Source organism: Streptomyces sp. NPDC001920 (assembly GCF_053594495.1).
Window position 1 is genome coordinate 328660 of record NZ_JBSFEP010000006.1, and the last position, 24300, is coordinate 352959.

The 24300-nt window shown below is 70.8% G+C and carries 22 protein-coding genes and 1 pseudogene; 13 read left to right on the top strand and 10 right to left on the bottom strand.

Going from position 1 to position 24300, the window contains the following annotated elements; genetic code table 11:
- Window positions 1-17: 17 nt before the first annotated feature.
- Genes ACWCPI_RS13025 through ACWCPI_RS13035 form a run of 3 tightly spaced genes read left to right on the top strand, consistent with a single transcriptional unit; the run spans window position 18 to window position 3426 of the window.
- Entirely contained in the window at window positions 18-953 is a 936-nt protein-coding gene (locus ACWCPI_RS13025; RefSeq protein ID WP_451038162.1) for an NTP transferase domain-containing protein, read from the top strand.
- Complete coding sequence (locus tag ACWCPI_RS13030; RefSeq protein ID WP_451038163.1) at window positions 950-2320, top strand: molybdopterin molybdotransferase MoeA; 1371 nt, start codon at window positions 950-952, stop codon at window positions 2318-2320. The genes ACWCPI_RS13025 and ACWCPI_RS13030 overlap by 4 nt, the downstream gene beginning before the upstream one ends.
- Entirely contained in the window at window positions 2317-3426 is a 1110-nt protein-coding gene (locus tag ACWCPI_RS13035; RefSeq protein WP_451038164.1) for a potassium channel family protein, read from the top strand. Before ACWCPI_RS13030 ends, ACWCPI_RS13035 begins: the two co-directional genes overlap by 4 nt.
- Window positions 3427-3460: 34 nt before the next feature.
- Here ACWCPI_RS13035 and ACWCPI_RS13040 read toward each other — a convergent pair whose 3' ends face one another.
- Both ACWCPI_RS13040 and ACWCPI_RS13045 read right to left on the bottom strand, forming a co-directional pair.
- A complete protein-coding gene (locus ACWCPI_RS13040) occupies window positions 3461-4309 on the bottom strand; it encodes an ABC transporter permease (protein WP_451038165.1) in 849 nt (282 codons plus the stop codon).
- Window positions 4306-5319, bottom strand: a complete 1014-nt coding sequence (locus ACWCPI_RS13045) for an ATP-binding cassette domain-containing protein (protein ID WP_451038166.1) — start codon at window positions 5317-5319, stop codon at window positions 4306-4308. Before ACWCPI_RS13045 ends, ACWCPI_RS13040 begins: the two co-directional genes overlap by 4 nt.
- Window positions 5320-5523: 204 nt before the next feature.
- On the opposite strand from ACWCPI_RS13045, the gene ACWCPI_RS13050 reads away from it, so the two are divergent.
- Window positions 5524-6510, top strand: coding sequence for an NAD(P)H-quinone oxidoreductase (locus ACWCPI_RS13050; protein ID WP_451038167.1), 987 nt, complete (start codon window positions 5524-5526; stop codon window positions 6508-6510).
- A 28-nt stretch (window positions 6511-6538) separates the two neighbouring features.
- Here the strand turns inward: ACWCPI_RS13050 and ACWCPI_RS13055 are convergent, their stop codons facing one another.
- Window positions 6539-7132, bottom strand: a complete 594-nt coding sequence (locus ACWCPI_RS13055; RefSeq protein ID WP_451038168.1) for a hypothetical protein — start codon at window positions 7130-7132, stop codon at window positions 6539-6541.
- Between the two features lie 656 nt (window positions 7133-7788).
- Between ACWCPI_RS13055 and ACWCPI_RS13060 the strand changes: the two genes are divergently transcribed.
- Window positions 7789-8331 (top strand): bacterial proteasome activator family protein, encoded by a 543-nt coding sequence (locus ACWCPI_RS13060; protein WP_388803585.1) that lies wholly within the window; start codon window positions 7789-7791, stop codon window positions 8329-8331.
- Between the two features lie 66 nt (window positions 8332-8397).
- Here the strand turns inward: ACWCPI_RS13060 and ACWCPI_RS13065 are convergent, their stop codons facing one another.
- Complete coding sequence (locus ACWCPI_RS13065; RefSeq protein WP_451038169.1) at window positions 8398-10044, bottom strand: protein kinase domain-containing protein; 1647 nt, start codon at window positions 10042-10044, stop codon at window positions 8398-8400.
- 352 nt (window positions 10045-10396) lie between these two features.
- Here ACWCPI_RS13065 and ACWCPI_RS13070 point away from each other — a divergent pair, with 352 nt between their 5' ends.
- From ACWCPI_RS13070 to ACWCPI_RS13085, 4 genes are all read left to right on the top strand, one after another.
- Complete coding sequence (locus ACWCPI_RS13070) at window positions 10397-11956, top strand: protein kinase domain-containing protein (protein ID WP_451038170.1); 1560 nt, start codon at window positions 10397-10399, stop codon at window positions 11954-11956.
- A gap of 473 nt (window positions 11957-12429) precedes the next feature.
- Window positions 12430-13608, top strand: coding sequence for a pyruvate dehydrogenase (acetyl-transferring) E1 component subunit alpha (gene pdhA, locus ACWCPI_RS13075; protein WP_451038171.1), 1179 nt, complete (start codon window positions 12430-12432; stop codon window positions 13606-13608).
- Window position 13609: 1 nt separating this feature from the next.
- Window positions 13610-14590 carry an alpha-ketoacid dehydrogenase subunit beta gene (locus tag ACWCPI_RS13080; RefSeq protein WP_451038172.1) on the top strand — a complete coding sequence of 327 codons (981 nt, stop codon included), beginning with the start codon at window positions 13610-13612 and terminating at the stop codon, window positions 14588-14590.
- Window positions 14591-14600: 10 nt separating this feature from the next.
- Window positions 14601-16013: a dihydrolipoamide acetyltransferase family protein gene (locus ACWCPI_RS13085; protein ID WP_451038173.1), complete on the top strand. Its 1413-nt coding sequence runs from the start codon at window positions 14601-14603 to the stop codon at window positions 16011-16013.
- Between the two features lie 55 nt (window positions 16014-16068).
- Here ACWCPI_RS13085 and ACWCPI_RS13090 read toward each other — a convergent pair whose 3' ends face one another.
- Both ACWCPI_RS13090 and ACWCPI_RS13095 read right to left on the bottom strand, forming a co-directional pair.
- Window positions 16069-17007: a D-alanyl-D-alanine carboxypeptidase family protein gene (locus ACWCPI_RS13090; RefSeq protein WP_451038174.1), complete on the bottom strand. Its 939-nt coding sequence runs from the start codon at window positions 17005-17007 to the stop codon at window positions 16069-16071.
- Between the two features lie 169 nt (window positions 17008-17176).
- Window positions 17177-18082, bottom strand: coding sequence for a D-alanyl-D-alanine carboxypeptidase family protein (locus tag ACWCPI_RS13095; RefSeq protein WP_451038175.1), 906 nt, complete (start codon window positions 18080-18082; stop codon window positions 17177-17179).
- A 255-nt stretch (window positions 18083-18337) separates the two neighbouring features.
- On the opposite strand from ACWCPI_RS13095, the gene ACWCPI_RS13100 reads away from it, so the two are divergent.
- A complete protein-coding gene (locus ACWCPI_RS13100; RefSeq protein WP_451038176.1) occupies window positions 18338-19000 on the top strand; it encodes a GntR family transcriptional regulator in 663 nt (220 codons plus the stop codon).
- On the top strand, window positions 18997-20310 hold the full coding sequence (locus ACWCPI_RS13105) for an MFS transporter (RefSeq protein WP_451038177.1): 1314 nt from the start codon (window positions 18997-18999) through the stop codon (window positions 20308-20310). Before ACWCPI_RS13100 ends, ACWCPI_RS13105 begins: the two co-directional genes overlap by 4 nt.
- A 27-nt stretch (window positions 20311-20337) precedes the next feature.
- Here the strand turns inward: ACWCPI_RS13105 and ACWCPI_RS13110 are convergent, their stop codons facing one another.
- Both ACWCPI_RS13110 and ACWCPI_RS13115 read right to left on the bottom strand, forming a co-directional pair.
- Entirely contained in the window at window positions 20338-21135 is a 798-nt protein-coding gene (locus ACWCPI_RS13110) for an SAM-dependent methyltransferase (RefSeq protein WP_451038178.1), read from the bottom strand.
- A gap of 83 nt (window positions 21136-21218) precedes the next feature.
- Window positions 21219-22043 (bottom strand): maleylpyruvate isomerase family mycothiol-dependent enzyme, encoded by an 825-nt coding sequence (locus ACWCPI_RS13115; RefSeq protein ID WP_451038179.1) that lies wholly within the window; start codon window positions 22041-22043, stop codon window positions 21219-21221.
- A gap of 202 nt (window positions 22044-22245) precedes the next feature.
- On the opposite strand from ACWCPI_RS13115, the gene ACWCPI_RS13120 reads away from it, so the two are divergent.
- Window positions 22246-23049, top strand: a complete 804-nt coding sequence (locus tag ACWCPI_RS13120) for a carbon-nitrogen family hydrolase (protein ID WP_451038180.1) — start codon at window positions 22246-22248, stop codon at window positions 23047-23049.
- 32 nt (window positions 23050-23081) lie between these two features.
- Here ACWCPI_RS13120 and ACWCPI_RS13125 read toward each other — a convergent pair whose 3' ends face one another.
- A complete protein-coding gene (locus tag ACWCPI_RS13125; RefSeq protein WP_451038181.1) occupies window positions 23082-23579 on the bottom strand; it encodes an LURP-one-related/scramblase family protein in 498 nt (165 codons plus the stop codon).
- A gap of 78 nt (window positions 23580-23657) precedes the next feature.
- Here ACWCPI_RS13125 and ACWCPI_RS13130 point away from each other — a divergent pair.
- Window positions 23658-23978, top strand: a pseudogene (locus tag ACWCPI_RS13130) (alkyl hydroperoxide reductase); the annotation flags it as partial.
- Here ACWCPI_RS13130 and ACWCPI_RS13135 read toward each other — a convergent pair.
- Window positions 23966-24217 (bottom strand): DUF6458 family protein, encoded by a 252-nt coding sequence (locus tag ACWCPI_RS13135; RefSeq protein WP_019754387.1) that lies wholly within the window; start codon window positions 24215-24217, stop codon window positions 23966-23968. The pseudogene ACWCPI_RS13130 and the gene ACWCPI_RS13135 sit on opposite strands and share 13 nt — an antisense overlap.
- Between the last annotated feature and the right edge of the window lie 83 nt (window positions 24218-24300).

Here is a 24300-nt window from a genome sequence, read left to right on the forward strand (position 1 = left end):
ACACGCATACTCGGGGGGTGACCGCGTACCAACCGCCCAGCATGCAGGGCGCCGCCGAGGCCGTGCACGACGGCCCGTACGACGCCGTCGTGCTCGCCGGCGGTGCCGCGCGGCGGCTCGGCGGCGCGGACAAACCCGGGCTGCGCGTGGGCGGGCGGGCGTTGCTCGACCGGGTGCTCACCGCCTGCGCCGACGCCGGCACCACGGTCGTCGTCGCCGATCCCCGCTCCACCGCGCGACCGGTGACCTGGGCGCGCGAGGACCCACCCGGCGGTGGTCCCCTCGCCGCGCTCGACGCCGGGCTGCGGCACACCCGGGCGGAGTGGATCGTGGTCCTCTCCGCCGATCTGCCGTTCCTCGACGAGGGCACGGTACGGCGGCTGCTGGCCGCCCTGCGCACGGGTGGCGCCGACGGCGCGCTGCTCACCGACGCCGACGGCCGCGACCAGCCCCTCGTCGCCGCCTACCGAGCGTCCGCGCTGCGCCGCGAACTGGCCGCGCTCGGCCGGCGGCACGACGGCCTCACCGGCCTCCCCCTGCGCCGGCTGACCGGCGCCCTCGAACTCACCCGCGTCCCCGATCCCGTCGCGTCCTTCGACTGCGACACCTGGGACGACATCGCCACCGCCAGGGCACGCATCAGGGAGCATGGGCACGTGTTGGATGAATGGATTTCCGCAGTCAAGGACGAACTGGGCATCGACCTCGACGTCGACACCAAGGTCCTGCTGGACCTCGCTCGCGACGCCGCCCACGGCGTGGCACGGCCGGCAGCACCGCTGACCACCTTCCTCGTCGGCTACGCCGCGGCCCGGGCCGAGGGCGGAGAGGGAGGCCCCGAAGCCGTCGCCGAGGCCTCCCGCAAGGCCACCGCCCTCGCCCTGCGCTGGGCGGAGGAAGCGGCCGCCGCGAAGTCCGAGGCCGTGTCCGACGCCCGCCCGGACGCCGGATGACCGCCCGTGGCATCCAGGCGGAGGGGGACGCCGAGGACTTCGACGTCGAGGAGGTGCTCGCCCTGGTGAAGGAACGCAACGGCCACCACACCCCCGGCGATCCCGTGCCCGCCCCCGCCTCGCCCGCCCCCAGCTCGCCGGACCAGCACCGCCATCACCACGCGACCCCCTGGCCCCGCGCCCGTGAGATCGCCGCCCAGGCCGCCCGCGCCGGCACCCGGGCAGCCCGCCGCGCTCCGGTCCGCGTGCCCCTCGACGCAGCCCTCGGCCTCACCCTGGCCGCCCCCCTCACCGCCCTCACCGACCTGCCCTCCTTCGACACCTCGGCGATGGACGGCTGGGCCGTCGCGGGACCCGGCCCCTGGGCCGTACGCGAGGAGGGCGTGCTGGCCGGGCACGGCGAGCCGGAGGCGCTCACCGACGGCGAGGCCGTCCGTATCGCCACCGGCGCCCGCATCCCTCCGGAGACCAACGCCGTGCTGCGTTCCGAGCACGGACGCTCGGACAGCCAGGGGCGTCTGCACGCCACCCGGGAGGTCCAGCCCGGTCAGGACATCCGCCCACGCGGCCAGGAGTGCCGTCGCGGTGACCATCTGCTCGCCGTGGGCACCGTTGTGACCCCGGCCGTGCTCGGCCTCGCCGCGGCCGCCGGATACGACACCCTCACCGTCGTACCCCGCCCCCGCGTCGAAGTCCTCGTCCTCGGCGACGAGTTGCTGACCGAAGGGCTTCCGCACGACGGGCTGATCCGAGACGCCCTCGGCCCGATGCTGCCGCCCTGGCTGCGTGCCCTGGGCGCCGAGGTCACCGCCGTGCGCCGGCTCGGCGACGACGCCAAGGCCCTGCACAAGGCCCTCACCGGCTCCGACGCCGACCTCGTCGTCACCACGGGCGGCACCGCGGCTGGGCCCGTCGACCACGTCCACCCCATCCTGGAACGCATCGGCGCCGAACTTCTCGTGGACGGCGTCAAGGTGCGGCCCGGCCACCCCATGCTGCTGGCGCGGATCAAGGAGGACCAGCACCTCGTCGGCCTGCCCGGCAACCCCTTGGCCGCGGTCTCCGGCCTGCTCACCCTGGCCGAGCCGCTGCTGCGCACCCTCGCCGTCCGCCCCGCCCCGGAGTCGTACACGCTGCCCCTGAAGGAGGCGGCGCACGGGCATCCGTACGACACCCGGCTCATCCCCGTGGTGCTGCGCGGTGACCATGCCGTGCCGTTGCACTACCACGGTCCCGCCATGCTGCGGGGGATGGCGGCGGCCGACGCCGTCGCCGTCGTACCGCCGGGCGGTGCGCGCGCGGGTCAGGAGACGGAACTGCTGGATCTGCCCTGGGCGAGTGCCGGCATCGAGGTGTGTTTCACGTGAAACTTCCGGGCCAGGACGCGATCGCCCGCCAGGCTGACGAACGGGTCGCGACCTATCGGGTGAGGCTCCCGAAGAAGATCGTGGAGCATCCGTTCCGCCAGGTCGCCAAGCGGGTCACGATGGCGCTCACGCTGCTCGTGCTGGCGGCTCTGATCGTCTACGCCGACAACGACGGTTACAACGACAACTCCGACGGTTCCGTCGATCTCCTCGACGCCTTCTACTACGCGACCGTCAGTCTCTCCACCACCGGATACGGCGACATCACCCCGGTCAGTGACGCCGCCCGGCTCACCAACATCTTCGTCATCACGCCCATGCGGGTGCTGTTCCTGATCATCCTGGTCGGCACCACACTTGAGGTCCTCACCGAACGGACTCGGGAGGAGTGGCGTCTGACCCGCTGGAGGTCCACCTTGCGCGACCACACCGTCGTCATCGGCTTCGGCACGAAGGGGCGTTCGGCGATCCAGACCGTCTGCGCGACCGGCCTGCCGAAGGACCAGGTCGTCGTGGTCGACCCGAGCTCGAAGGTGATCGACGCGGCGGTCGCCGACGGCTATGCGGGCGTCACGGGCGACGCGACGCGCAGCGAGGTCCTGAAGCGGGCCGAGGTGCACAAGGCACGGAAGATCATCATCGCGACCCAGCGCGACGACACCGCCGTCCTGGTGACGCTGACGGCCCGGCAGCTCAATCACGGCGCGAAGATCGTGGCCGCGGTGCGTGAGGAGGAGAACGCCCCGCTGCTGAAGCAGTCCGGCGCCGACGCGGTCATCACCAGCGCCAGCGCGGCCGGACGGCTGCTCGGCCTCTCCGTGCTCAGCCCCGCCGCCGGCATGGTCCTGGAGGACCTGATCCAGCAGGGCAGCGGACTGGACATCGTCGAACGGCCCGTCATAAAGGCCGAGGTGGGCAAGAGCCCGCGGCAGACGGAGGACCTGGTGATCAGTGTCGTACGCGGGCACCGGGTGCTCGGATACGACGATCCGGACGTCGGGAGACTGGAGTTGACGGACCGGCTCATCACCATTGTGCGGGCGACGCCGGGCAGCCAGGTCGCACCCGACGACAGGCGTCTGCCCCCGGGGATGAGGCCCGTCTGAGCCTCCCCCCGGGGGCCTGTGACGGCCTGTCCGACTACTTGCGGTTGTAGAGCCGCATCGTGATCGGCCCGAAGACCACGACGAACAGCCCTGCCCAGCCCAGCGACCAGGCGACCTCGTCGGCGGGCCAGTCGCCCGCCATGAGGCCGCGTACGGCCGAGGAGAGATGGGTGATCGGGCTGTTGTTGACGAAGGCCTGGAGCCAGCCCGGCATGGTCTTCGGGTCGACGAAGACGTTGGACAGGAAGGTGAGCGGGAAGATCACCATCATGCTGACGCCCATCACGGACTTCTCGGAGCGCAGCATCAGCCCGAACATCGTCCAGATCCACGAGAACGCGAACGAGAAGGCCACCAGCAGCGCGATCCCGGCGAGCACACCGCCGACCCCGCCGTCCGGCCGGTAGCCGAGGATGATGCCGACGGTGAGCATCACCACGGACGCGATCGTGTAGCGCAGGGCGTCGCCCAGCAGGTATCCGACCATGGTCGACGGCCGCCAGATGGGCAGCGTCCGGAAGCGGTCGAAGACGCCCTTCTCGATGTCGGTGTTCACCGAGACACCGGTGTACATCGTGATCATCACGACCGACATCACCAGGATGCCCGGCAGCAGGAACTGGATGTACTCCTTCGGGGAGCCGGCGAGGGCGCCCCCGAACAGGTACGTGTACATCAGCACCATCATGATCGGGAACGCGGTGACGTCGAAGAGCTGCTCCGGCACGTGCTTGATCTTGAGGATCGCCCGCCAGCCGAACGTCATGGAGGCCGACCAGGCGCTGGGCCGCGGCGGCCGCTCCCCGGAGACCAGCAGCGCGGCGAGCGACTCGGCGCTGACGGGGGCGAGTTCCTGGTTCTCGGTCTGCGTCACCGTGCTCATGCCGCCACCTCGTCCTTGTCGTCCTTGGTCTCCTGGGTGTCGTGTCCGGTGAGGGCGAGGAAGACCTCGTCCAGGCTGGGCTGGCCCAGGGAGAAGTTGTCGACGGTGATGCCGCTGCGGGCCAGTTCGCCGAGCGCGCGGGCGGCCTGCTCCGCCGCGCCCTGTCCGTCGGCCGTTCCGGAGCCGACACGCGCCGTGAGTGCCACCGGGTCGGGCTCCAGCTGTACGTCCGCGTCCAGGGTCAGCCGCAGCACACGCTCGGCCTCCGGCCGCTGCGCGGCGTCCCGCAGCCGCAGATGCACCGAACCGGCGCCGACGGACGCCTTCAACTCGCCCTTGGTGCCCTCGGCGATGACCTTGCCGTGGTCGATGACGGCGATGCGGGACGCCAGGTGGTCGGCCTCGTCCAGGTACTGCGTGGTGAGCAGCACGGTGGTGCCCTGCGCGACGACCGCGCGGACGATGTCCCACACCTGGTTGCGGCTGCGCGGGTCGAGGCCGGTGGTCGGCTCGTCGAGGAAGAGCAGGTCGGGGGTGTTGAGGATGGAGGCGGCGATGTCGATACGGCGTCGCATGCCGCCGGAGTAGTTCTTGACCTGCTTCCCGGCCGCGTCCGTCAGCCCGAAGGCCTCCAGGAGCTGTGCGGCACGCAGTCGCGCCGACTGCTTGCCGTGTCCGAGGAGCCGGCCCAGCAGGACCAGGTTCTCGGTGCCGGTGAGGTCCTCGTCCACGGAGGCGTACTGTCCGGTGAGGCTCACCCGGCCGCGTACCTCGTCGGCCTCGCGGACGACGTCGTGGCCGAAGACGTGCGCCTCGCCGCCGTCCGGTCGCAGCAGGGTGGCGAGCATCTTCACCGTGGTCGTCTTGCCCGCGCCGTTGGGGCCGAGGACCCCGTAGACCGTCCCGGCCGGAACCGCGAGGTCCACGCCGTCGACGGCCCGTGTCTCACCGAATGTCTTCACCAGGCCCGCGGTCTCGATGGCGAGACCGGACGTCGTCCGCGTGCTCATGTGTCGGTTCCTTCCGAGTGGCCTTCCGTGTTCTTGGACTACGCATGGGGAGACCTTCACGGTCGCGCAAACTCATCGCTGCCGCACAGGCTTTTTCCAGGGCCCGCCGAGGGACCGAGGGAGAGGGGAGCTCACGGCGAGCTGCCGGGCCCGGCGACGGAGTACGCGGTCGGCAGGCGAGGGCCGAGGAGTACCGTCCGTCCCATGCATGCGATCACGATTCCCGAACCTGGTGGGCCCGAGGCACTGGTGTGGGACGAGGTCCCCGACCCCACGCCCGGCGAGGGCGAAGTGCTGGTCGAGGTGGTGGCCGGGGCCGTCAACCGTGCCGACGTCCTGCAGCGACAGGGCTTCTACGACCCGCCGCCCGGTACCTCCCCGTACCCCGGGCTGGAGTGTTCCGGCCGCATCGCGGAACTCGGTCCCGGTGTCGGCGGCTGGGCCGTCGGGGACGAGGTGTGCGCGCTGCTCGCGGGCGGCGGCTACGCCGAGAAGGTCGTCGTGCCGGCCGGCCAGCTGCTGCCGGTGCCCGAGGGCGTGAGCCTGACGCAGGCCGCCGCCCTGCCCGAAGTGGTCTGCACGGTCTGGTCGAACGTCTTCATGGTCGCCCACCTCCGGCCCGGCGAGACCCTGCTGGTGCACGGCGGCTCCAGCGGCATCGGCACCATGGCGATCCAGCTGGCGAAGGCCGTCGGCGCCAAGGTCGCCGTCACCGCGGGCAGTGCCGAGAAGCTCGACCGGTGTGCCGAGCTGGGCGCGGACATCCTGATCAACTACCGGGAGCAGGACTTCGTGGCCGAGGTGAAGAAGGCCACGGACGGCGCCGGGGCCGACGTCATCCTCGACAACATGGGCGCCAAGTACCTCGACCGCAACGTCAAGGCTCTCGCCGTCAACGGCCGGCTCGCGATCATCGGCATGCAGGGCGGGGTCAAGGGCGAGCTCAACATCGGTGCGCTGCTGGCCAAGCGCGGTGCCATCAGCGCGACCTCGCTGCGCGCTCGCCCGCTCACCGAGAAGGCGGCGATCGTCGCCGCCGTACGCGAGCATGTGTGGCCCCTGCTGGCCGGCGGCCACGTACGTCCCGTCGTCGACCGTGAGATCCCGATGAACGACGCGGCCGAGGCGCACCGGGTGGTGGAGGAGAGCGGGCATGTCGGGAAGGTGCTCCTCGTGGCGCCGCGGGGCTGAGTCCTGAGCGGCCGCCCCGACGGGGCCGTCACCACTGCTCCCGCCGCAGCCGCAGACCGACGAAGGCGAGCCCCAGACCGAGCCCGATGAGCACCAGCCCGCTGCCGAGGGGCAGGACCTCAAGCACGGGCTCGGCGGGTCCCTCGGCGTGCGGGACGGGCTGCCCGCCGGATCGGCTCGGCGGGGCGGAGGGCGCCGCGGAGGCGTCGTCGGCGGCATCCGGGTCCCCGGAATCGCTCCCGTCCGCCTCCCCCTCGGCCTCCGTCGAGCCGTCGCCGTCCCCGCCCTCCTCGTCGCGTTCGTCCCGTTCGCGGCCGCCGGGCTCGTCGGCCGCCGTTTCCTCGTCCTCCAACGGCCCCCTCGGCCGTCCGGGCCGCTCCCTTCCCTCACCGGGCCGGCTCCCGGCGCGGGAGGGCTTGTCGGACGGGGCGGGAGGCGAGGTGACGGGGCCGTGTGCGGGCGCGGCGGACGACGCGTCGGACGCCGGGGACTCGCGTCCCTGCTTGGCGTCCCTGTCCTGACCGGTCTCACGGTCCTGGCCGCCCGCACCGGCCTGGCTGCTTTCACCGGCTGCACCGACGGCTTCTGCGGTTTCGACACCGGCGTGACCGGTTTCCCCCACGGGGCCGGGCTCCCCGGACCACCCGGGAGCCGCAGCCGCGGTGGAGGACGCGGAGTGGCTCGCGGACCCGTCAGCGACGGCGGCGGAGGAGGAGGCCGCGGAGCCGGGGGAGTCCGAGACCGCCTCCGCGGAGGAACCCGTGGGCGATCCCGAGGGAGCCGAGGGCACCCTCGACGTGGCAGTGGAGCCGGAATGGGCGGCGGAACCGGGCGACGCCCCGAGTGCGGCCCCGGAGCGCGGGCCGTCGAGCCCCCATGACGTCCCCGTGCCGCACGTCCCCACGACCAACCCGGCCACCAACCCGACCAGCACCCCCGCCGCCCGCGCGACCCGCGGCGCCCCGTGTCCCGCCCGGCGGCGGTGCACAGCGCCCTGGGCACCACAAGCGGCGCGTGGCCGTTCCTGTCCCACTCCCAGCCATGGAGTCATGGGACAAGCCTCACAGTCACCAATGAACCCGGCATTCCAGACTCCGCCACCCGACCGAATCCCCGAAGCGCGGCCGCGGCGGTGCCACCGGCCCGGAACGGACGGGAACGGACAGGAACGGACGGCTCCACCGGGGCGGCGAAGAAAGTCCTGCGGTGCAAACGGTGGATCTTGCCCCGGCGGGGGCACCACGATGATGAGCTGTACGGGTGCGAGAGAATGGCGGCATGGAGATGCCGAGGAACGACAGGCCGTCCGAGAACCCCCAGATCCTGGTCGTGGGCCAGGACGGGATGGCGCTCACCGGCGGCAACGCAGACGAGGACTCCCGCGAGATCCCCGTGACGGAGCAGGTGGAACAGCCGGCGAAGGTCATGCGGATCGGCAGCATGATCAAGCAGCTGCTGGAGGAGGTGCGCGTCGCGCCCCTGGACGAGGCGAGCCGGGTCCGGCTGAAGGAGATCCACGCCAGCTCGGTGAAGGAGCTGGAGGACGGCCTGGCGCCGGAACTCGTCGAGGAACTGGAGCGGCTTTCCCTGCCGTTCACGGACGAGGCGACCCCGAGCGACGCGGAACTGCGTATCGCGCAGGCTCAGTTGGTCGGCTGGCTGGAGGGCCTCTTCCACGGCATCCAGACCACGCTCTTCGCCCAGCAGATGGCCGCTCGCGCCCAGTTGGAGCAGATGCGCCGCGCCCTCCCGCCGGGCGTCGGCGGCCACGAGGACGGCGAACACCGCCAGGCGGGCCGCACGGGCGGCCCGTACCTGTAACCACCCGTTCCGGACGGATCGAGGGCCCGGCAGCCGACGCTGCCGGGCCCTTTCACCTGGTGGCCGTCACTCCGGATTGCCCGTGGAGACCTCGAACGTCATCTCCGGCGGATCGTCAGGATCGAAGTTCGCGCGCACCTCGGGCGTGTGCTTCAGCACGGTGCCTTGGCCGAAGGTGTTCTCGTTCTTGTCGATCTTCTCGTAGTCCCACCCGGCGGCCTTGAGGCAGGCTTCGACCGACGGCCAGTACTTGTAGGTGAAGTCCGGCATCTGCACCTGGTCCGGGTCGGTGTACGACTCCGTCGGCTCGGTGCACACGGTCGTCTTGACCGTCTTCGAGCTGTCCCCTTCCCGGTACCCCGGCGCCTTCGTCGCCGCGGCCGTCGCCGTCGAATCGCCGCCCTTGCCCGGGTCGTCCCCGCTCCCGCCGTCCTTCAGCGACAGCGCCACGATCAGACCGCCCACGACGGCGAGGGACACGATGATCGAGCCGATGACGACGGGCCGGTTGTTCTTGTTGCCGCCCGAAGGTCCCTGCGGCTGGGGGGAGATGGTGTACGGCGGCGGGGTCGCGTGGCCCGGCTGAGGTGCGTACGAGCCGGGCGGCGGTGTCTGGTAGCCGGGCTGCTGCGGGTATCCGTACGAGGGCGAGGGCATCGACGGAGGCGGCGTGCCGTACGGGTTCGGAGCCGGGGTCGACTGGTTCGGGGGGTACGGCGTCTGGACCGGGCCCGAGGGCGGGGGCGTCTGCCCGACCGGCGGGAACACCGAGGCGCCGACGCCCTGGCCGCTCTGCGTCTGCGCGCCCGGCACGATGCTCGGCGGGGCCGCCTGGAAGGACGCGGCCACGCGCAGGCACTCGTCGCGCATGGCCTCGGCGCTCGGGAAGCGCTCGTTCGGATTCTTCTTCAGCGCGCGGGCCACCAGCGCGTCCACGGCCGGGGGCAGCGCCCGGTTGATCGAGGACGGAGCCACCGGCTCCTCCTGCACATGCGCGTACGCGATGGCCAGCGGCGAGTCCGCGTCGAACGGCAGCCGCCCGGTGACGAGTTGGAACAGCATGATGCCGACCGAGTACAGGTCCGAGCGGGCGTCCACGGCCCGGCCCAGTGCCTGCTCCGGCGAGAGGTACTGCGGGGTGCCGACCACCATGCCGGTCTGGGTCATCGACGTCACACCGGACTGCATGGCCCGCGCGATGCCGAAGTCCATCACCTTGACGACGCCGCGCTTGTTCATCATCACGTTGCCCGGCTTGATGTCCCGGTGGACCAGGCCCATCTCGTGGCTGATCTCCAGGGCCGCGAGCACGTCCGCGGTGATCTTCAACGCCTTGTCGGCGGGCATCGCGCCGAGCTGCCGTACGTCCTCGTCGAAGACCGAGCTGAGCGGCCGGCCCTCGATGTACTCCATGACGATGTACGGCGTCGTCATTCCGTCGACGGTGTCCTCGCCGGTGTCGAAGACGGAGACGATGTTGGTGTGCGTGAGCTTCGCCACGGCCTGGGCCTCGCGGCGGAACCGCTCGCGGAACGCCTGCTCGCGGCCCAGCTCGGTGTGCAGGGTCTTGACCGCGACCTGCCGGTCGAGCACGGAGTCGTACGCGAGGTGCACCGAGGCCATGCCGCCCTCGCCGAGCAAGTCGCGCAGCTGGTAGCGGCCGCCCGCGAGTGCCTGCCCCGCGTACCGGCCCTGCGCGCCGTCCTGGCTCATGTTCTGCGTCCCCCGTAGCCTCTCGGGCGCCTGCGATCGCGGTGGATCGGGTGATCCGAGTGATCCAATGTGCTAATCCCCGGCCAAGTCTGCCCCACGGCACCGACAGGTCAAGCACGGTGCCCGTTCCGTGACCGTACGCGAAAGAAGCACCGCGGAAGCGTTACCGGGGCGGTACGGCCAGTACACAGAATTTGCACGAGGAGACGGGGTACCGGTTTGATGGCCGGTCCGTCTCCGTCCGGTCGGGGCGACCGTCTCGGGCCGACGGCTTGCGCGGAGGCTGTAGCGTGGCCGACGGAGACCGTAACAACACCGCGCGCACCGCGGGCAGAAACGACGGCGAGGACCGATGGCACAGCAGCAGCGCGCTCAGGGCCCGTCCGACCCCGAGGCGGCTGGCGGCGGTATGTCAGACGCGCCGGAAATGTGGGGTAATGGCGGACTTGTCGGGGACGGCCGGTATCGGCTGACCCGCAGACTCGGCCGGGGCGGCATGGCCGAGGTGTTCGCGGCCGAGGACGTGCGCCTCGGACGCACCGTGGCGGTGAAGTTGCTGCGCTCCGACCTCGCCGAGGACCCGGTGTCCAAGGCCCGCTTCACGCGCGAGGCGCAGTCGGTCGCCGGGCTCAACCACCACGCGATCGTCGCCGTGTACGACTCCGGCGAGGACTTCGTGAACGGCCACAGCGTGCCGTACATCGTGATGGAGATCGTCGAGGGCCGGACCATCCGCGACCTCCTGATCAACGCCGAGGCGCCCGGTCCCGAGCAGGCCCTGATCATCGTCTCCGGTGTCCTGGAGGCGCTCGCCTACTCCCATCAGCACGGCATCGTGCACCGCGACATCAAGCCGGCCAACGTCATCATCACCAACAACGGCGCCGTGAAGGTGATGGACTTCGGCATCGCCCGCGCCCTGCACGGCGCGCAGTCGACGATGACGCAGACCGGCATGGTCATGGGCACGCCCCAGTACCTGTCGCCCGAGCAGGCGCTCGGCAAGGCGGTCGACCACCGCTCCGACCTGTACGCGACCGGCTGCCTGCTCTACGAACTGCTCGCCCTGCGTCCGCCGTTCACCGGCGAGACCCCGCTGTCGGTGGTCTACCAGCACGTCCAGGACATCCCGACCCCGCCGTCCGAGGTCTCCGACGCCTCGCCGCCGGAACTCGACGGCCTTGTCATGCGCTCGCTCGCCAAGGAGCCGGACGACCGGTTCCAGACGGCCGAGGAGATGCGCGGCCTCGTCCAGTACGGCCTGCAGATGCTGTACGACCAGGGCGGCCACACCGGCACCTGGAACACCGGCCCGGTGACGATGCACGAGGGCCGGCACACCCCGGCGTCGGGCTTCGCCCACACCGCCGTGATGGGGCACCCCGGGGACCCCGGCTCCGGTACGACGCAGATCCCGCAGCCGATCCTGCCGTCCGGTTACGGCGGCGGGGACGACGGCGGTTTCGAGGGGCACGGCAACAGGGGCAGCGGCCGCGGCAAGCTCTGGATCCTGGCCGTCCTCGCGGTGATCGCGATCGCGGCGGGCGTCGCGCTGGCGTTGAACAAGGACAACGACAAGGACCCCGGCAAGGGAACCACCCAGACGCCGACCGTCTCGCAGACCAAGGACGAGGACAAGGCGACCGAGGACCCGACCGACGATCCGACCCAGAACCCGACCGACGAGTTCACGGACGACGGCGGCGACACAGGCACCGACCCGGAGTACACGGAGTCGTACCCGCCCACCGACACGCCGTCGCAGCCCGAGACGCAGGAGCCGACGGAGGAGCCGACGACGCCCGAGCCGACGGAGGAGCCGACGACGCCCGAGCCGACGGAGGAGCCCACCGAGCAGCCCACCGACCCGGCGACGCTGCCGACGGATCCCACGGGCGGCGGCGCCGGCTGACCCGCCGGGACCCGCGTCCCACCGAGAACACCCCCACGCGCGCGTGTGAGCCCGAACGGGTACACACGCGCGCGTGTCGTTGGCCGGAATGCATACGGCCGTCTCAGCCGCCACGGCGGCCTCCACGGAAACCCCGGTCGTCGGTCCGGCTCCGATCTCGCCCCCCGGCAACTCTTCCCGTGACCTGGGTCACCGATATAACGTGCCGTTGTTCCGGCCCCCTGCAAGGCTGTGACCAGGACTTGTTCCGGACTTTCGCGATTTACTTGGAAATCCAAGCAAAAACGCAGGTCAGGAGGGGTTTCACAGAAATGTGGAGCACTGGGTAACGTGCCTGTTGCAGGGCGCTCGCCGGGGCACCTGTCACGCCTGTCCCCCAACGAGCCGCACCCACCCTGTGCGTCCGTAGGGCTTCAGGTGAGCCGCACTGGCACCCGGCGAACCCGGGTAGCCGGACCGACGGAGGAGCACACGTGACCGTGGAGAGCACTGCCGCGCGAAAGCCGCGACGCAGCGCCGGTACCAAGAGCACGGCCGGCAAGCGCACGACCGCAAGGAAATCGCCAGGCACCGACCCCGAGCTCGTTCAGCTGCTGACGCCCGAGGGCGAGCGCGTCAAGAACGCCGAGTTCGACAAGTACGTGGCCGGCATCACCCCCGAAGAGCTCCGCGGCCTCTACCGCGACATGGTGCTCACCCGCCGCTTCGACGCCGAGGCCACCTCCCTGCAGCGCCAGGGCGAACTGGGCCTGTGGGCGTCGCTGCTCGGCCAGGAGGCCGCCCAGATCGGCTCCGGCCGGGCCACCCGGGAGGACGACTACGTCTTCCCGACCTACCGTGAGCACGGTGTCGCCTGGTGCCGCGGGGTCGACCCCACCAACCTGCTCGGCATGTTCCGCGGAGTGAACAACGGCGGCTGGGACCCCAACAGCAACAACTTCCAGCTCTACACGATCGTCATCGGCTCCCAGACGCTGCACGCCACGGGTTACGCGATGGGCGTCGCCAAGGACGGCACCGACAGCGCGGTGATCGCGTACTTCGGCGACGGCGCCTCCAGCCAGGGCGACGTCGCGGAATCGTTCACCTTCTCCGCGGTCTACAACGCCCCCGTGGTGTTCTTCTGCCAGAACAACCAGTGGGCGATCTCCGAGCCGACCGAGAAGCAGACCCGCGTGCCGCTCTACCAGCGCGCGCAGGGCTTCGGCTTCCCCGGCGTCCGCGTCGACGGCAACGACGTCCTGGCCTGCCTCGCCGTGACGAAGTGGGCGTTGGAGCGCGCCCGCGCCGGCGAGGGCCCGACGCTGGTCGAGGCGTACACGTACCGCATGGGCGCCCACACCACCTCCGACGACCCCACCCGCTACCGGGGTGACGAGGAGCGGGTGGCCTGGGAGGCGAAGGACCCGATCCTGCGCCTGCGCCGGTACCTGGAGGCTTCAAACCACGCGGACGAGGGATTCTTCGCGGAACTGGAGACCGAGAGCGAGGCGTTGGGCAAACGAGTGCGCGAGGCGGTCCGCGCCATGCCGGACCCGGACCACTTCGCGATCTTCGAGAACGTGTACGCGGACGGGCACGCGCTCGTCGACGAGGAGCGCGCCCAGTTCGCCGCCTACCAGGCGTCGTTCGCGGACGTGGAGGGGGTCTGACATGGCAGCGGACAAGATGGCTCTGGCCAAGGCGATCAACGAGTCGCTGCGGCGCGCCCTGGACTCCGACCCCAAGGTCCTGATCATGGGTGAGGACGTCGGCAAGCTCGGCGGCGTCTTCCGGGTGACGGACGGCCTGCAGAAGGACTTCGGCGAGAGCCGCGTCATCGACACCCCGCTGGCCGAGTCGGGCATCGTGGGCACGGCGATCGGCCTCGCCCTGCGCGGCTACCGCCCGGTGGTGGAGATCCAGTTCGACGGCTTCGTCTTCCCCGCCTACGACCAGATCGTCACCCAGCTCGCGAAGATGCACGCCCGCTCGCTGGGCAAGGTCAAACTCCCGGTCGTCGTCCGTATCCCCTACGGCGGCGGCATCGGCGCGGTCGAGCACCACTCGGAGTCCCCCGAGGCGCTCTTCGCGCACGTGGCGGGCCTGAAGGTCGTCAGCCCGTCGAACGCGTCGGACGCGTACTGGATGATGCAGCAGGCCATCCAGAGCGACGACCCGGTGATCTTCTTCGAGCCCAAGCGGCGCTACTGGGACAAGGGCGAGGTCAACACCGAGGCCATCCCGGGCCCGCTGCACAAGGCGAAGGTCGTCCGCGAGGGCGGTGACCTCACGCTGGCCGCGTACGGCCCGATGGTGAAGCTCTGCCAGGAGGTCGCCGACGCGGCCGCCGAGGAGGGCCGGAACCTGGAGGTCCTGGACCTGCGCTCGGTCTCCCCGATCGACTTCGACTCCATCCAGGCGTCGGTGGAGAAGACCCGCCGCCTGGTCGTGGTCCACGAGGCGCCGGTGTTCTTCGGTTCGGGCGCGGAGATCGCCGCCCGGATCACGGAGCGCTGCTTCTACCACCTGGAGGCCCCGGTGCTGCGGGTGGGCGGTTACCACGCCCCGTATCCGCCGGCGCGTCTGGAGGAGGAGTACCTGCCGGGACTGGACCGGGTGCTCGACGCCGTCGACCGTGCCCTGGCGTACTGAGGAGAGGGTCGTGACGACGATGACTGAAGCGTCCGTGCGTGAGTTCAAGATGCCCGACGTGGGCGAGGGACTCACCGAGGCCGAGATCCTCAAGTGGTACGTCCAGCCGGGCGACACGGTCACCGACGGTCAGGTGGTGTGCGAGGTCGAGACGGCCAAGGCGGCCGTCGAGCTGCCCATCCCGTACGACGGGGTGGTCCGTGCGCTGCACTTCCCCGAGGGCACGACGGTGGACGTCGGTACGGCGATCATCGCGGTGGACGTGGCGGGTGGGGCGGCGCCCGCCGCTCCCGCGCCGGCCGCCTCGGCGCCCGCCCCGCAGCCCGAGGCCCCGCAGGAGGAGCCCAAGCCGGAGGGCCGCCAGCCGGTGCTGGTGGGCTATGGCGTGGCCACCTCCTCGACGAAGCGCCGCCCCCGCAAGGGAGCGGAGCCCGCGCGTCAGGCGGCCCCGGCCGCCGCGCAGGCCCCGCAGCCGGAGCTGAACGGCCACGGCCGCACCGGGGTGGTCACGCCTCCCAGGCCGCTGGCCAAGCCGCCGGTGCGCAAGCTGGCGAAGGATCTGGGCGTCGACCTGGCCACGGTCACCCCGACCGGTCCCGACGGCATCATCACCCGCGAGGACGTCCACGCCGCGGTGGCCCCGCAGGCCCCGGCCGCCGAGCCGGTGCCGCAGGCCGCTCCCGCCCCGGTCGCCCCCGCGCCGGTGGTCGGCCACGACACGGCCCGGGAGACCCGTGTCCCCGTCAAGGGCGTCCGCAAGGCCACCGCGGCCGCGATGGTCGGCTCGGCGTTCACGGCGCCGCACGTCACGGAGTTCGTGACGGTGGACGTGACCCGCACCATGAAGCTGGTCGAGGAGCTCAAGGGCGACAAGGAGTTCGCGGGCCTGCGCGTGAACCCCCTGCTGCTGATCGCCAAGGCCCTCCTGGTCGCGATCAAGCGCAACCCGGACGTCAACGCGTCCTGGGACGAGGCCAACCAGGAGATCGTGCAGAAGCACTACGTCAACCTGGGCATCGCCGCGGCGACCCCGCGCGGCCTGATCGTCCCGAACATCAAGGACGCCCACGCCAAGACGCTCCCGCAGCTGGCCGAAGCACTCGGCGAGCTGGTGTCGACGGCCCGGGAAGGCAGGACCAGCCCGGCCGCGATGCAGGGCGGCACGGTGACCATCACCAACGTCGGCGTCTTCGGTGTCGACACCGGCACCCCGATCCTCAACCCCGGGGAGTCCGCGATCCTCGCGGTCGGCGCCATCAAGCTCCAGCCGTGGGTCCACAAGGGCAAGGTGAAGCCGCGTCAGGTGACGACACTGGCACTCAGCTTCGACCACCGGTTGGTGGACGGGGAACTGGGCTCCAAGGTGCTGGCCGACGTGGCCGCCATCCTCGAACAGCCCAAACGGCTCATCACCTGGGCGTGAACCGAGGACGGCCCCCGCTGGTGCGGGGGCCGTCGTCGTCTCGGGTCGTCGCGGGTCAGTCCCGCTGTGCCCCCTGAGGCAGCGTGCGCAGCTGCATCGTGCTCGCCGAGGCCGAGCCGAAGGCGTAGTCCATCAGCTTCGCGGCGTCCGTGAAGCGGTACTGGTCATTGAGCAGGACGCCGATGACCGTCTTGCCGTCGCGGGTTCCGGCGAAGACCAGGCAGGGACCGGCCGGGGTGTTGGTGCCCGTCTTCACGCCGATCGCGCCGCTGTAGGAGCCCAGCAGCTGGTTGGTGTTGTACCAGGTGTAGGTGCGGGTGCCGCCGGTGCTCGTCGTCGCGTACTGCACCGTCTTCTGCTTCTTCACGATGCCCGCGAAGGTCGTGTACTTCATCGCGCTGCGGGTGAGCTTGGCGAGGTCGCGCGGGGTCGTGTAGTTCGTGTTCTGCGTCGAGTTGCCGTCGAACGAGTCGAAGTGCGTGTTCGTCAGGCCGAGCGTGTCCGCCTTGGCGTTCATCTTGCTGATGAAGGACTTGGTGCGCGCCGAGACGGTAGTACCGGTGCCGAAGGCGTCCGCGAGGGCCATGGCGGCATCGCAGCCGGACGGCAGCATCAGCGCGTGCAGCAGCTGGCGGACGGTGACCTTGTCGCCCGTCTTCAGGTCCGCGGTGCTCGCGCCCTTGGCGGCGACGTAGTCCCGGTAGGCCTGCTTGACGGTGATCTTGCGGTCGAGGTTCAGGTCGGGCGTGCTCAGCACGACGCGAGCCGTCATGATCTTCGTCGTGCTCGCCATGGGCCGCTTGGTGTCGGCGTACTTGCTGTACAGCGTGGAGCCTGTCGCACTGTTGAGCATGAAGGCGCCCTTGGCGCTGACCGTCGGTGCGGTCGCTGCCTGGGCGGGCGCGGACAGGGCGCCGCCCGCGACCAGCGCGCCGGTGGTGGCGACGACGGCTGCGGCTCTGCGAAGACGTACGCTCCTGATGCCGGTTATCACTATGAACGCTCCGAAGGTGCGAAATGCCTCTTTTGGCATCTGCGAGTTGGAGGGGGGCGCTCAGGAGACTCGCGAGGAGTGCGAAGGGTTGTACGGCGGGCGGAAGTGATGCACGGGGCGAGGGCGACCACTGGTGTGTGGCCGCCCTCGCGCGGGTGCGCCGCGAGCGTCAGCTGATCTTCGCGTAGCCGTAGTTGATGAGCTTCTTCACGTCCTCGGTGCGCTTGACCTCCGAGGGGGCCGTGAGCACGGCGCCCATCACGGACTCGCCGTTCTTGGTGGCGGCGAAGACGAGGCAGTACTGGGCCTCGGTGCCGGAGCCGGTCTTGATGCCGAGCACGCCGTTCCAGCCGATCAACGGCGCGTTGGTGTTCTTCCAGGTCGCCATCGTGCGGATGGAGCCCGTCTTGGTGATCGTCTTGGCCGTGTAGGCCTTGGTCTTCACGACGGTCTTGAAGGTGGAGCTCTTCATCGCGCTGCGGGCGAGCTTGGTCAGGTCGCGCGGCGTCGAGTAGTTGGAGCCGTTGCTGATGCCGTCGAACGAGTCGAAGTGCGTGTTGGCCATGCCCAGGTTCTTGGCCGTGGTGTTCATCTTGCCGATGAAGCTCTGCACGCGGGCCTTGACGGTCGAGCCGGTGCCGAACTTGTCGGCGAGGGCCATCGCGGCGTCGCAGCCGGACGGCAGCATCAGCCCGTACAGGAGCTGGCGGACGGTGACCTTGTCACCGACGATCAGCCTGGCCGTCGAGGGGTAGCCCTTGGCGACCATGTAGTCGCTGACCTCCTTCCTGATGGTGACCTTGGTGTCGAGGTTCAGGTTGGACTGCGACAGCACGACCTTGGCGGTCATGATCTTGGTCGTGGAGGCCGTCAGCCTCTTGGTGTCGGCGGCCTTGGTGAACAGGGTCTTGCCGTTCGCGCCGTTCATCACGAAGCCGCCCTTGGCGGTGATGGTGGGCGTCGTCACGGCCTGCGCGGGCGCCGCGGTGAATGCTCCGGTCACGAGCACCGCACCGGTGGTCACGGCGACTGCGGCGGCTCTGCGAACGCGAAAGCCCTTGGTGGCAGTTATCAACTGAAATTACCCCGATTACGTCGAATGCCCCTGAGTGCGGCCGAGTTCGGTGGGGGAAGACAAGTAGGCCGCACGTACGTGACACGTAACTAGCACAGAAGGTTGTCCGGCGGATGCGATGGGCCCCTGTCGGCGGGTCCGGACGGCTGACGCCCTGTCGGAGGCTTCGTCCGGTGAGGTGACGCCCTGATGGAACTTTCGTCCGCATGCTGGACGAGATCCATGATGGGTACCTGTTGTATCTATGCTGTGCGCATGTCTGCCGTCGCGTCCCCGTCCCTCAAGCGGCCCCCCGCGGCCGACCGCGTCTACACCCACGTCAAACAGGGCGTCCTGGAGCGCCGTTACGAGGGCGGCACACTGCTCACCGAGGGCGAGCTCGCCGAGGCCGTCGGAGTCTCGCGCACCCCGGTGCGGGAGGCGTTGCTGCGGCTGGAGGTCGAAGGGCTGATCAAGCTCTACCCGAAGAAGGGCGCGCTGGTCCTGCCGGTCTCCGCGCAGGAGATCAAGGACGTGGTGGAGACGCGGATGCTCGTCGAGGAGCACGCGGCGCGCAAGGCCGTACCCGCGCCGGCCGGACTCATCGAGCGCCTGGAGGAACTGCTCGCCCGGCAGAAGGCGCAGGCCGCCGCCGGCGACCTCGCGGGAGCCGCCGTCACCGACCGGTGCTTCCACGCGGAGATCGTCCGCAGCGGCGGCAACGAGATCCTGTCGCGGCTGTACGACCAACTGCGCGACCGACAGCTGCGCATGGGCGTCGCCGTGCTGCACTCCCACCCCGACCGGATCGCCAAGACCCTCTCGGAGCACGAGGAGATCCTTCAGGCCTTGCGCTCGGGGAACGCCGAGGCGGCCGTGTCGACGGTCCACCGGCACATCGGCTGGTTCTCGCACCTCGCGCGAGGTGAGGAGCGATGAAGCCCGCCGCACAGCCCGGCCATCCTCCCCCGAAGGGGGCACCCCCGGGCGGCCGTCGTGCCATGGCCGTCTGGGGCATAGGCGTCTCGGTCTACTTCGTCGCCGTCATCTTCCGTACGTCACTCGGCGTCGCCGGTCTCGACGCCGCGGACCGCTTCGACGTCAACGCCTCGGCCCTGTCGACGTTCTCCATCCTCCAGCTCCTCGTCTACGCGGGCATGCAGATACCCGTAGGCCTGCTGGTCGACCGGCTCGGCACCAAGAAGGTGCTGACCCTGGGCGTGGTGCTGTTCACGGCGGGCCAACTGGGCTTCGCCTTCTCGCCGTCGTACGGCATGGCCCTCGCCTCGCGGGCACTGCTGGGCTGCGGCGACGCGATGACGTTCATCAGCGTGCTGCGGCTCGGCACGCGGTGGTTCCCCGCACGGCGCGGTCCGCTGATCGCGCAGCTCGCGGGTCTCGCGGGCATGGCGGGCAACCTCGTCTCCACGCTCCTGCTGGCACGGCTGCTGCACGGCGTGGGCTGGACGGCGGCGTTCGCGGGCAGCGCGGCGGCGGGCGTCGTCGTCCTCGTCCTGCTGCTGCTGTTCCTGAAGGACCAACCCGAGGGACACGAGCCGGCGCCGCTCCCGCACCTGGGCGCGGCCTACGTACGGCGTCAGATCGCCGCGTCCTGGCGGGAGCCCGGCACCCGGCTGGGACTGTGGGTGCACTTCACCACGCAGTTCCCGGCGATGGTGTTCCTGCTGCTGTGGGGGCTGCCCTTCCTGGTGGAGGCGCAGGGGCTGTCGCGCGCGACGGCCGGTCAGCTCCTGACCCTCGTCGTCCTGTCGAACATGGTCGTGGGCCTGGTCTACGGCCAGGTCGTCGCCCGGCACCACGAGGCGCGGCTCCCGCTGGCACTGGGGACCGTGGCGGCGACGGCGGCGGTGTGGGCGACGACGCTGGCCTGGCCCGGCGAGCGGGCGCCGATGGCGCTGCTGATCGTGCTGTGCACGGTGCTCGGGGCGTGCGGGCCGGCCTCGATGATCGGCTTCGACTTCGCACGGCCGGCGAATCCGCCGGAGCGGCAGGGGACGGCGTCCGGGATCACCAACATGGGCGGATTCGTCGCCTCGATGACCACGCTGTTCGCGGTCGGGGTGCTGCTGGACGCGACAGGGGACGACTACACCGTCGCCTTCTCGGTGGTGTTCGTCCTCCAGGCGCTCGGGGTCGGGCAGATCCTGAGGCTGCGCAAGCGGGCGGCGCGCAGGGAGCGGGAACGGCTGGTCGCCAGCAGGGTGGAGACGGTGCACGTTCCCGCCTGAACCGGCGGCCGGTGCGCGGGTACGGTCCTACAGGGCAGGGACGAGGGTGAGGTACGCGAGGTTCAGCACCCCGCGGTAGCTCATCCACTGGGCACGATGCCGGTCGAGGCGCTCACGGGTCTCGGCCGCGAGCGGGTGGCCGGGGTGCTCGGCGAGCCAGACCTCGACGTCCGCCTGGTACGCCGACTCGAACTCCTCCCACTCGTCGGCGTTCGCCGTCTCGGTCCACTCGGGCCGGAAACCGGCGTCGACCGCGAGGTCGAGCAGGGTCGCGAGGTCGTGGTGGTCCGTGGCGGCGGCCTTCGGCCACATGCCGGAGAGTTCGGCGGGGGTCGGGGTGCGCTCCCAGAAGCCCTCGCCGAGCAGCACGCGGCCGCCGTCGGTGACCAGACGGCGCAGGGCACGCAGGGCGTCGATGGTGTGATGCGGGGGCTGCGCCGTGCTCAGGGCCTGGCTCGCTCCCACGCACAGGACGAGGTCGGCGGGGCCGCGCGAGGTGCCCAGGGCCGACTCCTCGACGAACTCGACCCTTTGCGCCAGCCCTCTGGCCTCGGCGTTGCGGCGGCCACGGGCGAGGTCCTCGGCCTTGATGTCGATGCCGACGCCGTTCGCGTCGGGCGCGGCCGCCAGGACACGCAGCATCAACTCGCCCCAGCCGCAGCCGATGTCGAGGACCGTGGCGGGCTTCGTGCGGGTGAGTCGCTCGACGAGTCTGTGCGCGCGGGCCTCGGACAGCGGGCCGTGGAAGGCCAGCCGGGTGAGGCGGGGCGGTTGGTCGGTACGGGGGCCGGGGGCGGCCTCGGTTTCGTTTGTCGTCTCGGTCACGGCATGCACGCTAACCGCGCGCCGCCCGCCCCCGACAACGAATAACGGGCCGCCACCGCTCGGCCTCCGGCGCCCGGACGGTCCTACGGCGTCACCGTGAAGTTGCGCAGGATCGCCGCCGTCAGGTTCGGGTCGCCCTCCGCCTTCAACCGGTCCGCCACCGCTTCCGCCGTGACCCGGCCGCAGGCCAGGCGGACGTAGGTCTCCCAGTCGAGGGTGAAGGTGGCGGCGGGGCCCAGGGCGGGTGCCGTCTCCAAAGTGCCGCGACCCTGGATGTCGATGCGGATCGTCCGCAGGAACTCGATCGGGCCGTGGACGTCGAAGACGATCGCCGAGCTGCGCGGTGCGTCCGCTTTGGTCGCGACGATCTCGGGCAGCTTGCCGAGCAGCACGTCACGGGCCACGTGGGCGCCCGGGGAGTCGAGGTTGCCGGGGCGGCCGAGGGCGGTGCGCAGGTCCTGTTCGTGGACCCAGACGTCGAACGCGTGGGACCGCATGGACTCTTCGAGGGTCAGCTCCGCCCCGAGCGGGCCGCGCACCTTGGTGCCGGGGTCGCGGGACTCGTTCCGCAGCTGGCGGTTGCGGCGGATGATCGTGTACTCCAGCTCGGACGTCATCTCCGGCGCCGTGTGGTGGCGGCGGACGTCGACCTGCATCTCCATGTAGCGCTGGTGCTCGTTGGTGACATGGAAGAGGTCCCGCGGGAGGGTGTGGATGGGGCGGGGGTCGCCGAGCATCTCGCAGTCCAGGCCGATGACGTGGGACACCACGTCACGGACCGACCAGCCGGGGCAGGGGGTACGCCGGTTCCACTCGCCCTCCACAAGCGGCGTCACCAGCTCGGATATCGCTTCGATGGAGTGGGTCCAGGCGTCGGCGTAGGGCTGGAGGGTGGGATGCAGACTCACGGAACGGGACCCCTCGGCGGTTGGTACGTCGGTACGCGGGCAGGTTGTGGCGTCGGTGCCAGTGGGAGGCGGCTGCTGTCGGCGGGTGTCTTGGAACGCTAAGTTACGCTGCTGTGAGGCACCCCGGCAGTGCTTTCGTGTGACGATCGTAGGCCCGCTCGGAAGCCCATGTGGACCGCTCGAATGCCAGGACGGTGGTAGTGTGCGCGCCTCTCTGCTCCAGATCGACGTCAAAGAGGACGAATCGGTCGACTCCCGTCGTGTGAGGGTCGCCTCTCTGGTACGCGCACAGGCAGGGGCGGACCTGGTCGTCCTGCCCGAGCTGTGGACCACCGGGGCGTTCGCCTACGAGAAGTTCGGCTCCGAGGCCGAGCCGCTGGACGGGCCGACGTACGACGCGATGGCGAAGGCCGCCGGCGACGCGGGCGTATGGCTGCACGCGGGCTCGATTCCCGAGCGCGACCCTGAGGGACCGCTCTACAACACCTCACTCGTCTTCTCCCCCTCCGGTGATCTGGTCGCCGCCTACCGCAAGATCCACCGGTTCGGCTTCGACAAGGGCGAGGCGGTGCTGATGGGCGCGGGCGAGGAACTGGTGACGTTCCGTCTGCCCGGACAGCCCGGCACCACCGTCGGTGTGGGCACCTGTTACGACCTCCGTTTCCCCGAACTGTTCCGTGGGCTCGTCGACGCCGGTGCCGAGACCCTGGTCGTCCCGGCGGGCTGGCCGGAACGCCGCCGGGCGCACTGGACGCTGCTGGCTCAGGCGCGGGCGGTGGAGAACCAGGCGTTCGTGCTCGCCTGTGGAACGGCCGGGACGCACGCGGGAGTTCCGCAGGCCGGTCACTCGATCGTGGTGGATCCGTGGGGCGAGGTGCTCGCGGAGGCCGGGGCGGGGGAGCAGGTCCTCACGGTGGAGTTCGACCCGGGGAAGGTCGCCGTGACGCGGGACCAGTTCCCGGCACTGAAGGACCGGGTGCTGGGTCTGGCGCCACCGCGTCACTGACGGACACCTCTGCGCTCCCCCACGGGCGCTCCTCAGTCCGCCGCGTGCTCCTTCTCCGCCAGGTGGATCACGCACACCGCCACCGCGATCAGCAGCGCGGGGTCCGCGTCGTCCCGGACGACGTCCACGCCGTACGTCTCCCGCACCCGCAGCCACCGCCGGGAGACGACGGCCAGCAGTTCGCCGTCGTACTCGACGGCGAACTCCCGGTCGAGGATCTTGCCGCTGACGTCGAGTTCCGTCCGGCCGTCCGCCAGGGACACCCGGTAGTGGTTGCGCAGCAGGGACAGCCGCTTGCGGCGGATCCTCGCCAGCGGCTCGCCGTCCCGCTCGATCACCATCGTGTCGCGCAGGGAGAGCATCTTCTGATGGATGTCGATGAGGACGCGTCCCTGCGGGTCCTTCAGCTCGAAGGTGTCCCGCAGCCGCATCGCCTTGCCGTCGACGAGGAACACCTTGTTGCCCTGGTCGTCCTCGATCCAGTAGTCGTCACCGATGCCGAGGAGCCGGTCGCGTACGAGGAATCTCATGGACGAGCAGTTCCCCGCCGCCGCCCGCGCCCACACGCCGCCTGTAGGCCGAGGGGCTGACTCCGCCGCCTGTCGGACGACACCAGGTACGGCCCCTCGACCCGGCTGCTGGTCTCCGCCACCCCGCCGGAGCTGCTGCGCACGGGTGAGGGTGCGGGCACCGAACTCTCCCGCACCCTCGTACTCGATCCCTCCGTCGCGGAGGGAGTCCTGCATGTCTCCGCGACGGCCGCGTCCTGCGACGAGGACCCGGGCAACCCGTACCCGGCCTGCCATGTCCATCAGCCGGACCGGGGTGTGCCGGTCCGCCTCAACGAGGCCGGCGCCGACCGTCTTCCGCTGGTGCTCGCCGGGATGGACGGCACGGCCGACGAGGTGACGGGCGTTCAGACGCCGTAACCGTCGCTGTAGCCGTCCCGCCGGTGGTGGTGTGCCTCGTCGCTGACCACGGGCGTCGCGGGTGGCACCACCACGCGCCTGCGCCTGGCGATGCTGCTGAACGTCGTGACGCCGATCAGCCCCACGATCATCAAGATGATCCCGACCAGGTCGAGGTTGACCCCCTCCATGTCCCAGTCGGTCGCGAACGTGAGGATGGCTCCCGCGGCGATGAGGATGATGCATCCGCCGAGGCCCATGAGTGTCGCCTCCCTGTCCGGTCCGGTCGTTCCGGTCCGGACGTCCGGGTACCCCGGTCGGCTCCACCCATGCGGCCGCCGTC

What these genes read in the sequence shown, in the direction of transcription:
- ACWCPI_RS13100 (WP_451038176.1), top strand. Translation starts at nt 18,338, where the DNA reads ATGTCTGCCGTCGCGTCCCCGTCCCTCAAGCGGCCCCCCGCGGCCGAC.
- ACWCPI_RS13080 (WP_451038172.1), top strand. Translation starts at nt 13,610, where the DNA reads ATGGCAGCGGACAAGATGGCTCTGGCCAAGGCGATCAACGAGTCGCTG.
- ACWCPI_RS13050 (WP_451038167.1), top strand. Translation starts at nt 5,524, where the DNA reads ATGCATGCGATCACGATTCCCGAACCTGGTGGGCCCGAGGCACTGGTG.
- ACWCPI_RS13040 (WP_451038165.1), bottom strand. Translation starts at nt 4,309, where the DNA reads ATGAGCACGGTGACGCAGACCGAGAACCAGGAACTCGCCCCCGTCAGC.
- ACWCPI_RS13060 (WP_388803585.1), top strand. Translation starts at nt 7,789, where the DNA reads ATGGAGATGCCGAGGAACGACAGGCCGTCCGAGAACCCCCAGATCCTG.
- ACWCPI_RS13105 (WP_451038177.1), top strand. Translation starts at nt 18,997, where the DNA reads ATGAAGCCCGCCGCACAGCCCGGCCATCCTCCCCCGAAGGGGGCACCC.
- ACWCPI_RS13065 (WP_451038169.1), bottom strand. Translation starts at nt 10,044, where the DNA reads ATGAGCCAGGACGGCGCGCAGGGCCGGTACGCGGGGCAGGCACTCGCG.
- ACWCPI_RS13030 (WP_451038163.1), top strand. Translation starts at nt 950, where the DNA reads ATGACCGCCCGTGGCATCCAGGCGGAGGGGGACGCCGAGGACTTCGAC.
- ACWCPI_RS13070 (WP_451038170.1), top strand. Translation starts at nt 10,397, where the DNA reads ATGGCACAGCAGCAGCGCGCTCAGGGCCCGTCCGACCCCGAGGCGGCT.
- ACWCPI_RS13045 (WP_451038166.1), bottom strand. Translation starts at nt 5,319, where the DNA reads ATGAGCACGCGGACGACGTCCGGTCTCGCCATCGAGACCGCGGGCCTG.
- ACWCPI_RS13135 (WP_019754387.1), bottom strand. Translation starts at nt 24,217, where the DNA reads ATGGGCCTCGGCGGATGCATCATCCTCATCGCCGCGGGAGCCATCCTC.
- ACWCPI_RS13125 (WP_451038181.1), bottom strand. Translation starts at nt 23,579, where the DNA reads ATGAGATTCCTCGTACGCGACCGGCTCCTCGGCATCGGTGACGACTAC.